Below are 12699 nucleotides of genomic sequence, written 5' to 3' on the forward strand. Positions count from 1 at the left end.
CTGATGTACCATCCGTCGAAGGCGTCATTCCCAAGCTGGGTCACATTCATGATTGACTGCCTGAGCACGTCGTCGATGGCCTCGTCGGCTTCAATCGAAAGGCACCATGGTTGCGTGGCCTGATCGAGCGCGAATTGCCGCTGACGAGGAAAGCCCGGCCAATCGTTGTGAAAAAGCCTTATCGGGTAGCCTTTGGCGATGTACCCGTTGACGACGTCCAGAGTGCTGTCCGTCGAGCCCGAATCGACGACGATGATCTCGGCGCAGAAATCGACGCTTTCCAGGCACTCGCCGATCATGTCGGCCTCGTTCATGCAGATGACCAGCGCCGAAACCGGGCTAGAAAATCGAGTCATCGTCCCACCCCACGGCACACTGTTCTCGGAATTGGGCTGCCCTGCGCCCCTGTTTACGCAATCCCGAAAGCGCTATGCGCTTTACCCGGGAAAACCGTTACATACTTTTTCTGGAATTGCTCTAGGAAACCAACAAGACGGCTACGGCAGAAATTCCGGCTTCACAGGAGAGCTATCGAACGCCAAAGCGGCGCTGATATGGCGAGGCCTTCAAGCGACATCGGCGAAAGCTCGTTGCGGTTCAGCCGGCTCAAGGCTGTGCGAACGAGACCAGCCCTTCGTCCTTGACCCGGCGGATGGTGAGCGCTGTGCGCACCGTGTCGACATTCGGGGTCGAGGTCAGTTCCTCGATGACGAAGCTCTGGAAGGCGCCAAGGTCGCTCGCCACGCAATGCAGCAGGAAATCGGATTCGCCCGACACCATCCAGGCGTCGCGTACGATCGGCCAGCCGCGGGTGCGCTCGGCAAAGATGCGCAGCTCGGCATCGGCCTGATGATGCAGGCCGACCAGGCAGAAGGCAACGACATCGAGGCCGAGCGCTGGTGCATTGAGCAAGGCACGGTAGCCACGGATGATGCCGGCTTCCTCCAGGCGCTTGACGCGGCGCAGGCATGGCGGCGCCGAAATGCCGACGCGGTTCGACAGTTCGACATTGGTCATACGGCCGTCGCCCTGCAATTCGCGCAGGATCTTCCAGTCGATAGCGTCGAGGTCGGCCTTGAGGGGCATGTGGGCTCTCGATCATGAGGGGCAATACGCAAGAATCTTGCGTGATTTTGTAATTAAACGACTTCGCTGTCCATTCCATCCTTCGCCCGGAATATTTCGCGGGATCAGCGGCCGACAGGTGCGACAAAGCTTTCCGGGGACGAACACCAACTTGCCTTGCTGGCGTCGTGGGCAACACTTACATTACGCGCGACAATGATCGAGTTTTCCATGCCGCAATTCCCGGCAGCCCTCCGCAGAGGCTTTAGATGACCACCAAGCACGCGCCCGTTCTCATCATCGGTTCCGGCCCGGCCGGCTATACGGCGGCGGTCTATGCCGCCCGCGCCATGCTGAAGCCGATGCTGGTCGCCGGCCTGCAGCAGGGCGGGCAGTTGATGATCACCACCGATGTCGAGAATTATCCCGGCTTCGCCGACCCGATCCAAGGTCCGTGGCTGATGGAGCAGATGCTGAAACAGGCCGAGCATGTCGGCACCGACATCATCAACGACATCATCACCGAGGTCGACCTCAACGTGCGACCGTTCCGCGCCAAGGGCGATTCCGGCACGACCTATACCGCCGACGCGCTGATCATCGCCACCGGCGCGCAAGCGAAATGGCTGGGCATCCCGACCGAGCAGGACTTCATGGGTTTTGGAGTCTCGGCCTGCGCCACCTGCGACGGTTTCTTCTACAGGGGCAAGGATGTCGCGGTGGTCGGTGGCGGCAATTCCGCGGTGGAAGAGGCGCTCTATCTGTCCAATCTCGCCAGGAGCGTGACGGTCATCCACAGGCGCAGCGATTTTCGCGCTGAACGTATTCTGCGCGAGCGGCTTCTGAAGAAGGACAATGTCCGCGTCATCTGGGACACGATCGTCGATGAGATCACCGGCCGGCCCGGCAAGACGCCGCTGCCGCCCTCGGTCGAGGGGCTGAAGCTCAAGCATGCGGTGACCGGCGAGGTGTCGCACCTCAAGATCGACGGCGTGTTCGTGGCCATCGGCCATGCGCCGGCGGTTGAACTGTTCGCCGGCAAGCTCAAGCAGAAGCCGAACGGCTATCTGTGGACAGCGCCGGATTCGACCCGCACCGATGTGCCGGGCGTGTTCGCGGCCGGCGATGTGACCGACGATATCTACCGCCAGGCGGTGACGGCAGCGGGGCTCGGCTGCATGGCCGCGCTCGAGGCGGAGAAGTATCTGGCCGGCATCGAAGTGCATCGCGAAGCGGCCGAGTAGAGAGTTCAGAGAGCGGCTTAGAAACGCCGTGTAAAAGCCTGATTTTTCATTCAGACGCCAAAACAGAACGAGGGGAATCATGGCGTTGGACTGGGACAAGCTACGCGTGTTTCACGCTGCGGCGGAGGCGGGGTCGTTTACCCATGCGGCCGAGACATTGCATCTGTCGCAATCGGCGATCTCGCGGCAGGTCAGCGCGCTCGAGCATGATGTCGGCGTGCCGCTGTTCAACCGCCACGCCCGCGGGCTGGTGCTGACCGAGCAAGGTGAGATGCTGTTTCGCACGGCGCATGACGTGCTGATGAAGCTGGAGACCATCAAGTCCCGGCTGACCGAGACCAAGGATCGCCCGTCGGGCGTGCTGCGGGTGACGACGACGGTGGGGCTGGGCGCCGGCTGGCTGACCGAGCGGGTGCAGGAATTCATCGAACTCTATCCCGAAATCAGCCTGCAGTTGATCCTCGCCAACGAGGAGCTGGATCTCACCATGCGCCAGGCCGATTGCGCCATCCGGCTGCGCCAGCCGCAGCAGCCGGACCTGATCCAGCGCCGCCTGTTCACCGTGCATTTCCACCTCTACGCGGCCCCATCCTATGTCGCCAAGCATGGCAAGCCGTCTTCCGTCGCCGAGCTGAAGGCCCATCGCATCGTCACCTTCGGCGTGCCGGTGCCGTCGCATCTGTCGGAGCTGAACTGGCTGGAAACGGTCGGTGATTTCGAAGGCGGACAAAGGGTGCCGACGCTGCAGATCAACGACATATTGTCGATCAAGCGGGCGGTGCAGGGCGGGGCCGGCATCGCCATGCTGCCCGACTATGTGATCAGCAAGGACTCCGATCTGGTGCAGCTGCTGCCTGAGACCGAGGTGCCGTCTTTCGACACCTATTTCGCCTATCCCGACGCGATGAAGAACCAGGCCAAGCTGCATGTGTTCCGGGACTTCATCATCGCCAAAGCCCGAAGCTGGTCCTTCTGATTTTCGTTTTCACGCCCTGCGGGATTATCCCCGCCAGGGCATCAGCCGAGGCAGCCAGCCGGGCACGTTGCGGCGGTAGGTCTCGTATTCGGCGCCATAACGGCGGCTAAGCGTCGGCTCTTCATAGAGCCTGACGAAGGCGCCCATGGAGACAGCGCTGACGGCGGCATAGGCGACCAGCGCCCAGCTCAAGAACAGCAGCGCCTGGCCGAGGATGATCGACAGCACGGCGACATACATCGGGTTGCGGACATGGCGGTAGATGCCGCCTATCACCAGCCTCTCGGTCGGGGCGACCGGTGCGGGTGTGCCCAGGCCCTCAAGCGCAAAACGGCCGAAGGCATGCAGAAGTGCCGCGCCCGCGGCAACGATCAGAAGCCCGCCAACAGGGGCAAAGCCCGGCAGGCTCGACCAGGGCAAGCCCCAGCGATCGGTCGACAGCCAGGGCACCAGTCCCGCAACCACGCAGGGCGCCACGATGAAGAAGGCCGCACTGCCGGCGATCGCCGAAAACCTCCGCATTGGCTGCTTGCTCCGCGATTGCCTTAGAAATGCACGCCTGCTGCCCGCTTCCACATCATTGCCCAGTTTTGGCATTTCGAGCCGAAAGCCAGCCGAGATTAGCGATTCTGTAGTTGCAATTGCCCGATTCAGCGCTCCATTTCGACGATTTTGCTGGTCCTATTGGCTTCTGGAATGGGTTAGACCACAGCCTGCGTCTTTTTGCATGTGTGTGTTGCAAAATAGATGCTTGTTTCTTGGGCATGATGAGCACATATATAGATCATCTCCTGGGCGCGTTCTCCTCCCATTAGCGCCCTCGAGTGTTCCCCTCTGGAGGTTAGCCTTAACAGGCACTCCAATCAAACTCAGCCGGATCTTCATTGATCCGGCTTTTTTGTTGCCTGTACCCTGCTGGGCCGGCCAAAAATTCCATCACAATTGCCACGTAACGGTGACATGTAACCTCTGGTAACATATCCCGGACGCCCGCGACCTGCTATGTAGATCATAGGACGCGGTGTGGTTCGGACGGGAGATGGGGGCATCACTCGTGCGGCCCGGGCTCAGGCGGCTACCGCGTCCGAACCGTTTTTCCGCCGAACTCGGCGGTACCAAATGCGGCGGATCTGACGTTTTACCTCCCAAGGAAACGGTCCGCGAACAAAACGACGTCCGGTCCCCGCCGGACGTCGTTTTCTTTTGTTCCCCCGAATCAGGTTCGAGAGGAACGCCACGCCATCAGGCAGCCTTGCCGTTGGTGTTCATGGCGTCGTCGGCCAGACGGCCGGTGAGTTCGGCCATGTGGTCGAAGACGGCACGATAGCTGGCAACGCCCGCGGTCGCCGAGCGCAACTCGATGATCAGGTCGCCGATCTCGGCTTGCGGCATGGTTGCCTCGACGACATCCCATCCCGGCCAGTCGGGTCGCGCGTCGTAGCCGAGGATCTGGCCGCGCCGCTGCGGGATGAGAGCGATGATCTTCGAGGTGGCGTCCGAGGGGGTGACGATCTCGACCTTCATCACGGGCTCCAGGAGCACCGGCAAGCACGCGGCCATGCCTTCCTTCATCGCCAGCCTGGCCGCCATCTGGAAGGCCATGTCGGAGGAATCGACCGCATGATAGGAGCCGTCCGACAGGTTGACTGCGACATCCACGACCGGAAAGCCCAGCGGCCCGGATTTCAGATAGTCGCGCACCCCGGTCTCGACCGACTGGATGTAGGTCTTGGGCACGACGCCGCCGGTGATGGTATCGGTGAACTGGAAGCCGGAACCGCGCGGCAGCGGCTTGATCTCGATCACCACGTCGCCGAACTGGCCATGGCCGCCGGACTGTTTCTTGTGACGGCCGCGCTGCTGCGCCGATTTGCGGATCGTCTCGCGATAGGGCACCGCCGGCGGATGACCTTCGACCGGTATCTGGTTCTTGCCTTCCAGCCGCTCGCGCACCACGCGCAGATGCATCTCGCCATGGCCCGACAGCACGGTTTCGGCCGAGTCCTGATTGTGGCGCAGGCTGAGCGAGGGGTCCTCCTCGGCCAGCCGCTGGATGGCAGCCGACATCTTCACTTCGTCCTTGCGCTCCTTGGGGCGGAGCGCGAAGGCGAAGACCGGCTGCGGCGGCTCGAACTGGACGAGCGGCTTGATGCCGCCCTTGGCCGAGCTCAGCGTCTGGCCGGTCTTGACCTCGTCCAGCTTGCCCAGTGCCACCGTGTCGCCGACCTTGGCGATGGAGAGCTTGGACTGGTCCTTGCCGAGCATCCGGTAGATGCCGGAAACCTTGGCCGTGTCGCCGCCGGGCAGCCAGAGTTCGGAACCGTCGACGACCTGACCGGAGAGGATGCGCGACACCGACAGCTTGCCGCCATGCGAGGTGTGGATGGTTTTCATCACCTGGACCAGGGTAGCCGCGCCGTCGGGTGCACCGAGCCGTTTGCGGGTCGCCTCGATGTCGGGCGCGTCGTGGCGGATCGCCTTCAGGAGGCGCAGCACGCCGTTGCCTTTCTCGGCGGTGCCGATCAGCACCGGGATCACCGCACCGTCACGCAGATCGGCGGCGAGGTCGTCGAAGATCGCATCCTTGGGCGGCTCGATCTCCTCGAGCAGTTGTTCCATCAACTGGTCATCATGGTCGGCCAGCGTCTCCAGCATCGAGAAACGCGCTTCGAGCTCGCGCGCTTTGTCGTCGCCGGGAATCTGCGCCACCTCGCTTTCGGCATATTCGCGATAGATGTAGGCGCGCTCCAGCGCCAGGTCGATCGAACCAATGACGACACCGTCCTTGCGCAGCGGAATCTGGCGCAGCAGCAACGGCACGGCACTGGCCGGCTGCAGCATCTTCAGCGTGTCGCGCACGCCGGTGATTGCCTTGTCGACCTTGTTGAGGAACAGAATGCGCGGCACTCCGAGATCGTCGAGCTTGCGCATGATCAGTTGCAGGGCAGGGATCTTCTTTTCATCGGCCTCGGCTACGACGACCGCGAGGTCGCAGGCGGCCAGCACCGGTTCGGCCTCGAAAGAGAATTCGATGGAACCGGGACAGTCGACGAAGGTGATCTGCTCGCCCATGAATTCGGTCGTGGCGACCGTCGCCTCGACGCTCATGGCGTGGGCGCGCGCCTCGGGCGAATGATCCGAAACGGTGTTGCCTGATGAAACGGGATTTTGTCGGGGAATTGAGCCCGTACGGGCCAATATGGCTTCGAGAAGTGTCGTCTTACCGCTTGCGAAGGGACCGACTATGGCAATGCATTTCGGTCCCGTGCGTCGTCCTCCGGCGCGAGTACCCATGACTGACCTCCACTCAGGCGTTTCCCGTAGGACCGACTGGCATGTATGGTTCAGGCTTGGTCAATCGGTCCTGAGCGGCGGCCGGCCTGTTCGACCGTCGCGGGCGGGTTCTTTTCAAGTGCCACCTGCCCAAAGCCATCGTCCCACTTGTTTGCCGGCAGGGCAAGAAAAATAGAAACCCTTTGCTCGGCAGTGGACCGTGCGGATCATATGCTGGGCTGGCAGCGGGAAGCTGTTGCACGTCGCCCCATATCGGCCGAAACTGAAAACAGGCGACCCATCGCCCGCTGTTTGAAGGACCATCGACCCATGAAGATCATTGCCTGCGGCAGCGTGCCGACCGTCATCGCGCCGGAAAAATACTTCACCGGCCGGGTGCTGCAGACGCCGATCATCGAGAAAGAGGCGCCGGCGCGGCTGCGAGCCACGCTGGTCAGCTTCGAGCCGGGCGCGCGCACCCACTGGCATACGCATCCGCTTGGCCAGACGCTGTACGTGACGGTGGGCGCCGGGTTTGCCCAGACGTGGGGCGGCCCGATCCAGGAGATCAGGGCCGGCGACGTCATCTCGTTCGCGCCTGGCGAAAAACACTGGCATGGCGCGGCGCCCAAATCGGCGATGACGCATATCGCGATGCAGGAGGCGCTCGACGATGTCCATGTCGATTGGCTGGAGGGGGTCACCGACGAGCAGTTTGGCGGTCGAGACACCTAAGCCGGCGGAGGGCAGGCTTCTTGCCGCAGCGATGACGATCGTCGCGCAAGCTGCAAAACCGCTGGCATTTAAACCACTCGGACGCCCAGAAAATTCAGCCTCCGCCGGGCGCCTTCCCACGCCCTGATGCTGACATCGTTGAGATAGCAGTCCATCAAGACCCTGCAGCCGACCAAGATCTCGACCGGTTGTCCAGCAAAAACCATTGCGCCCGGCCGCCCAAAAAAATTGTGTATTGTTCCGTCGGCAAAGCCATTTTCTCCGAAATTGGCGAAATCCCCTACGTCCCCTTCAAACCAACGCTGAAAATCGACAAGGGTGCTGTTGCTTCGGTAATCTCGTCCCACGGCTTGATCGCCTGAAAAGGTGCCAAAAACGACATCGGTCGCCTGAAGGACTCTGGTGTGGCTGTAGCCGATTTCGTCACGCATCCACCTGTACCTTGTGTCGTAGGTGGAGACGAATTCCGCAAACAAGTCGAGCCGGCCGGTCTTCTTGGGAGTGTAGGTAAACCAGATGCCGCTTTCGAGCATGGCGTGCAGGTAATCTCTATCGCCGGCGCTGTTGTTTTCGAAAAATACCAAGCCGCCCAAATCCGGCGCCCCATCCCACTCGTAAGATTCGTCTCGCAGAACGCGTCCGTCCCCGGTCCGGTTGAACCAGCTGTATTTGTAGTTACCGAAGGTGCCAGGCCAAAAATGGAAATACTCATAGGGATCGCCTTGCAGTTGCCGCGTTTCCATCGGCATCGCCCCATCTTTGCGGCGCGGCAAGACAACCATTTCGGAGCGATCGAAACTGTTGCCTAGAATTCGCTTTCGATCGTTGCGATCGGCAAAGCGTTTCAGTTTTGCCCTGGTCCATTTTTCAGTTTCCTCGGTCCAGTAACAGCCCGACTGTGCTTTCAGGTAATCAATTTTTGCCTCGCCAAGAGCGGAGATCTGGCCCTCGTCGTTAGGGTCCGACTGCTTGAAATAGTTCATTGATGTGGCTGTCTGCTCGGCAAATGAAACACTGAGCGCCTGCTTGAACCGCTCGGTATTTTCAGTGCCCGGCCCGGACACTATGAATTCGCCGTCGTGATTGTTTGATGGATTGCCGCCTTTGGCCATGATGCATCTCCCTTCTGAGGCTTCATGGTTGATCGAATGCGGCCGGCTTCCTAGTCGTCATATGACGATGGTCCGCGGGTTCGCTGCGCACGTTTCCCGGATTGCAAGCTGATTTCGCGCGTCTGGCTCGCACGCCATGCCGGCCGGCAACGTCCCTCGGAGCCACTTCGGCTTTGACTGTAGCACCTGCATGGCCTCTAACTCACGTCTGGATATAGCCATGTCAAAGCACCGTCTGCCCCTGGTCGCCGCTATCTATCTTGGTTCGTTCGTGGCTCTGCTCGACGTCAGCATCGTCAATGTCGCGCTGCCGACCATCCAGCAGGCGTTGCAAACCGATTTCGGCGGCCTGCAATGGGTGGTCGACTCCTACACGCTGTGCCTGTCCGCCTTCATGCTGTCGTCCGGCCTGATCGGCGATCGCTATGGCCGCAAGCGCTCGTGGCTGGCCGGCGTCGGCATCTTCGTGGCCGGTTCGCTGATCTGCGCCGTCGCGCCCAATCTGCCGGTGCTGCTGGCCGGCCGGGTGGTGCAGGGCATCGCCGGCTCGCTGCTCATTCCAGGCGCGCTGTCGATCCTGACGCAGGCCTTTCCCGATGCGCGCCAGCGCGCCGGCGTCATTGGCGGCTGGGCGTCGTTCGCCGCCATCTCTCTGCTCGTTGGTCCCGTCCTCGGTGGCATCCTGGTCGAGACCGTCGGCTGGCAAAGCATCTTCCTGATCAACCTGCCGCTGGGCTTGATCACGATCGCGCTCGGTGCTGTTTCGATCAACGAGACGGCGCATCCCGAACATGCCCATCTCGACCTCGTCGGCCTGGCTCTCAGCATCCTGTGGCTGGGGGCGCTGACCTTCGGCCTGATCTCGGCCGGCGAGAATGGCTGGGGCGAGCCAAGGACGGTCGCGGCGCTGGTCGCCGGCGTCGTCGGCCTGGCTGCTTTCCTCGGCTTCGAGGCGCGCACGGCACGGCCGATGCTGCCGCTTGGCCTGTTCCGCGATGTCCGCTTCGCCGTCGCCAATGTCGCTTCGTTCGCGCTCGGCTTCACCTCCTATTCCAGCGTCTTCTTCTTCTCGATGTTCCTGCAGCAGGTGCAGGGCTGGTCGCCGACGCAGACCGGCCTGCGCATGGCGCCGGCCTTCATCGTCCAGATCGTGGTGTCGCCATGGATCGGCAGGCTGAGCGCGCGCTATGGTCACTCCGCGCTGATGACCATCGGCTATGTTGCTATCGGCCTGTCCATGCTCGGCATGTGCTGGGCCGGCCCTTCGACGCCCTATGCGATGCTGTGCCTTCTGTTCGCCATTGGCGGCCTCGGCAATGCGCTTGCAATCCCGACCGGCAGCGCTGCCGCCATGTCCTATGCGCCGCGCGAACGCTCGGGCATGGTGTCGGCGGTCATCAATGCCACCCGCCAGAGCGGCCTTGCCATCGGCATCGCCTTGCTCGGCGCCTTGATGAGCATGCGGGCAACCAACCTTTTGACCGGGTATCTCGGCGATGCCGGTGTCGCCAACGCGGAAGCGGTGGCTCGTGCTGCGATTTCACGGCATGATTTCGCAACCGATGCGGCGATGGGCGAAAGCGGCGTGCATGAACTCTATGCTGCCGCCTATGCCGGCGGCTTCCACGCCGCGATGCTGACGGCAGCGATCGGCGCGTTCCTCACCGCCGCATTGCTGGTTGCCGTGCTGGCGCCGGCCGAGGCGCGCTCGGCCAAAGAGACCAAGCACGAGGCGTGAGGCTGACGGCCCATTAAAAACCCGGCGGTGAAGCCGGGTTTTTGCGTTCATAGCGCGCCAGTCAGGTCAGCGAAGCCGTAAAACGCTGGATGCGTGTGCAGGCTTCTTCCAGAAGCGTCTCCGAGGTCGCGTAGGAGATGCGGAAGTTGGGCCCGAGGCCGAAGGCCGAGCCGAACACCACCGCGACGCCCTCGGCTTCGAGCAGTTCCGAGCAGAAGGTCTCGTCGGTGTCGATCAGCCTGCCGGCCTTGGTCTTCTTGCCGATCAGCTGGGCGCAGGAAGGATAGACATAGAAGGCGCCTTCCGGCGACGGACAGGTGATGCCGCGTGCCTGGTTGAGCATCGACACGACAAGGTCGCGCCTGCCTTGAAAGATCGCCTTGTTTTTGGCGATGAAATCCTGCGGGCCATTCAGCGCCTCGACGGATGCCCATTGCGCAATGGTGCAGGCGCCCGATGTCTGCTGACCCTGGATCATGTCCATCGCCTTGATCAGTTGAACCGGACCCGCCGCATAACCGATGCGCCAGCCGGTCATTGCATAGGCTTTCGACACGCCGTTCATGGTCAGCGTGCGCTCGTAGAGCTTAGGCTCGACCTCGGCGATGGTCTTGAAGACGAAATCGCCATAGGTCAGGTGCTCGTACATGTCGTCGGTCAGCGTCCAGACATGCGGATGCCTCAGCAGCACGTCGGCCAGCGCGCGCAGTTCGGCCTCGGTATAGGCAGCGCCTGACGGGTTCGACGGCGAGTTCATCAGCAGCCATTTGGTCTTCGGCGTGATCGCCTTTTCCAGCACGGAAGCGGTCAGCTTGAAGCCATTGTCGATCGAGGTGTCGGCAAACACGGAGGTGCCGCCGCAGATGGCCACCATCTCGGGGTAGCTGACCCAGTAGGGGCGAGGAATGATGATCTCGTCGCCGGGGTTCAGCGTTGCCATGAAGGCGTTGAACAGGATCTGCTTGCCGCCCGTGCCGACTATAGTCTGCTCGGGCTTGTAGTCGAGATTGTTCTCGCGCTTGAACTTTTTTGCGATCGCCTCGCGCAGCGGCACGATGCCCGAAACCGGCGGATACTTGGTTTCGCCACGGCGGATCGCCTCGATTGCCGCATTCTTGATGTTGTCTGGCGTGTCGAAATCCGGTTCGCCGGCGCCGAGCCCGATAATGTCACGGCCGGCATTTTTCAGCTCGCGCGCTTTCTGCGTGACCGCGATGGTGGCGGAAGGCTTCACGCGGGAAAGGGTGTCGGCAAGAAAGGCCATGAGCTTGACGTCTCCATGGAAGATCGGCGCGGCCAGGAGCGACCGCGGCGCTTCTCATGTCGCATGATTTCGCGCAACGCAAGCATTGTCGGCTGATCCAGGTCTCAAGGAGCTGTGATCGGGGCTCGGGTCGGCAACAATAAATTCATTAACGAGCGGTAGAGGCTTGAGTGGCAGGATGGCAGACCAATTGCGGAGCGAGGAACCGTGTCGCGCAGCGTCGGGCTTGCCCACATCATCCGTCAGGACGACGGCACCTCCACCGGTGTCTGGGGTATCTACACGCTGCAAAGCGCCTTCCAGCCGATCTTCGCTTTCAAGGAAGGCAAGCTGTCGGTGGTCGCGTTCGAAGGGCTGATCCGACCGTTCCGCGACGGCGAGCCGCAATCGCCGATGAATTTCTTCTCGACCTGCCCGGCCGCCGACCGGCTGCATATCGAGGCGCTGACCAGGACGCTGCATCTTCTCAACGCCGGTGCCTGCCTGCCGCGGGAAGCATCGATCTTCGTCAATTTCGACCCGTCAGTGTTCACCGAACGCGCCGTTGCCGACGCTGCCTTGCGCGAAATGCGGCTCGTGCTGCACGAGGCCGGCATCGACCCGCGTCGCGTCGTCTGCGAGGTGACCGAGCAGCGGTCGGCGTCGCAGGAAGCCTTGCACGGCTTCGTCGCGGCACTGAGGGCCAACGGTTTTCGCATCGCCGTCGACGATTATGGCGCCGACGATTCCGACATCAATCGGGTCAAGGAATTGAAGCCGGATATCGTCAAGTTCGATGCCTACTGGATCACGCAGCTGATGGAGTCCGGCGCCGGCTTCGCGTTGCTGACCACCATGGTGAAGAATTTCGAGGAGCAAGGCATCCATACGGTGTTCGAAGGCATCGAGGAGGGCTGGCAACTGGAGCTCGCCGAGAAATCGGGTGCGTCGATGGTGCAGGGTTTCGTGCTGGCGCGGCCCGAATTGGCGCCGACCAGCTTTGGCGTCTTCGACAAGGCCAGGCAGGCGCCTGCCGCTGCTGCCGTCGACACGGCTGCTCCTGCCGCGGCAATGCCTTCGGCGCGGCCGGTCAAGGCCTTCGGGCGCCGGGTGGCGACATGAGAGACGATCGGCGGCGCAATGTCGGCGATGCGATCCAAGTCGACGAAGTCGGCATCGAATACGGCATCTATGGCGAGTTCCGGCTGCGTAGCGCCTATCAGCCGATTTTCGCGCCGCGCGGCCGGTCGCTTCACGCGGTGGCGGCCGAAGCCCTGATCGAGCCGCACCGTGCCGGCCGCCACCGCGTGAAG

At 62.1% G+C, this 12699-nt stretch carries 11 protein-coding genes and 1 pseudogene; 6 read left to right on the top strand and 6 right to left on the bottom strand.

Annotated elements, in window-relative coordinates:
• Nucleotides 1-314 (bottom strand): glycosyltransferase (locus EOC06_RS42390; RefSeq protein WP_245469538.1); only part of this gene is annotated, 314 nt, incomplete at its 3' end.
• Nucleotides 315-606: 292 nt separating this feature from the next.
• Nucleotides 607-1086: an Lrp/AsnC family transcriptional regulator gene (locus EOC06_RS12625; RefSeq protein ID WP_013530077.1), complete on the bottom strand. Its 480-nt coding sequence runs from the start codon at nt 1084-1086 to the stop codon at nt 607-609.
• 248 nt (nt 1087-1334) lie between these two features.
• On the opposite strand from EOC06_RS12625, the gene trxB reads away from it, so the two are divergent.
• Together trxB and EOC06_RS12635 are read left to right on the top strand one after the other, a co-directional pair.
• Nucleotides 1335-2309, top strand: a complete 975-nt coding sequence (gene trxB / locus EOC06_RS12630; RefSeq protein ID WP_127267436.1) for a thioredoxin-disulfide reductase — start codon at nt 1335-1337, stop codon at nt 2307-2309.
• A 79-nt stretch (nt 2310-2388) separates the two neighbouring features.
• Entirely contained in the window at nt 2389-3285 is an 897-nt protein-coding gene (locus tag EOC06_RS12635; RefSeq protein WP_023809733.1) for a LysR family transcriptional regulator, read from the top strand.
• A gap of 24 nt (nt 3286-3309) precedes the next feature.
• Here the strand turns inward: EOC06_RS12635 and EOC06_RS12640 are convergent, their stop codons facing one another.
• Together EOC06_RS12640 and EOC06_RS12645 are read right to left on the bottom strand one after the other, a co-directional pair.
• On the bottom strand, nt 3310-3807 hold the full coding sequence (locus tag EOC06_RS12640) for an isoprenylcysteine carboxylmethyltransferase family protein (protein WP_128307904.1): 498 nt from the start codon (nt 3805-3807) through the stop codon (nt 3310-3312).
• Between the two features lie 720 nt (nt 3808-4527).
• Nucleotides 4528-6579 (bottom strand): elongation factor G, encoded by a 2052-nt coding sequence (locus tag EOC06_RS12645; protein WP_127267438.1) that lies wholly within the window; start codon nt 6577-6579, stop codon nt 4528-4530.
• 309 nt (nt 6580-6888) lie between these two features.
• Here EOC06_RS12645 and EOC06_RS12650 point away from each other — a divergent pair, with 309 nt between their 5' ends.
• On the top strand, nt 6889-7293 hold the full coding sequence (locus tag EOC06_RS12650; protein WP_127809577.1) for a cupin domain-containing protein: 405 nt from the start codon (nt 6889-6891) through the stop codon (nt 7291-7293).
• Nucleotides 7294-7361: 68 nt separating this feature from the next.
• Here the strand turns inward: EOC06_RS12650 and EOC06_RS12655 are convergent, their stop codons facing one another.
• The gene (locus EOC06_RS12655) at nt 7362-8405 is read right to left on the bottom strand and encodes a hypothetical protein (protein ID WP_128307905.1); all 1044 of its coding nucleotides are present in this window, start codon (nt 8403-8405) and stop codon (nt 7362-7364) included.
• A gap of 220 nt (nt 8406-8625) precedes the next feature.
• Here EOC06_RS12655 and EOC06_RS12660 point away from each other — a divergent pair, with 220 nt between their 5' ends.
• Complete coding sequence (locus EOC06_RS12660; RefSeq protein ID WP_127267441.1) at nt 8626-10143, top strand: MFS transporter; 1518 nt, start codon at nt 8626-8628, stop codon at nt 10141-10143.
• 61 nt (nt 10144-10204) lie between these two features.
• On the opposite strand, the gene EOC06_RS12665 is transcribed toward EOC06_RS12660, so the two are convergent.
• Nucleotides 10205-11407 (bottom strand): pyridoxal phosphate-dependent aminotransferase, encoded by a 1203-nt coding sequence (locus EOC06_RS12665; RefSeq protein WP_128307906.1) that lies wholly within the window; start codon nt 11405-11407, stop codon nt 10205-10207.
• A gap of 207 nt (nt 11408-11614) precedes the next feature.
• Between EOC06_RS12665 and EOC06_RS12670 the strand changes: the two genes are divergently transcribed.
• The gene (locus EOC06_RS12670; RefSeq protein WP_127321442.1) at nt 11615-12508 is read left to right on the top strand and encodes an EAL domain-containing protein; all 894 of its coding nucleotides are present in this window, start codon (nt 11615-11617) and stop codon (nt 12506-12508) included.
• Nucleotides 12505-12699: pseudogene (locus tag EOC06_RS42395) on the top strand (EAL domain-containing protein); the annotation flags it as partial. The gene EOC06_RS12670 and the pseudogene EOC06_RS42395, both read left to right, overlap by 4 nt.

It is taken from the genome of Mesorhizobium sp. M7A.F.Ca.MR.362.00.0.0 (assembly GCF_004023175.1).
Lineage (GTDB): Bacteria > Pseudomonadota > Alphaproteobacteria > Rhizobiales > Rhizobiaceae > Mesorhizobium.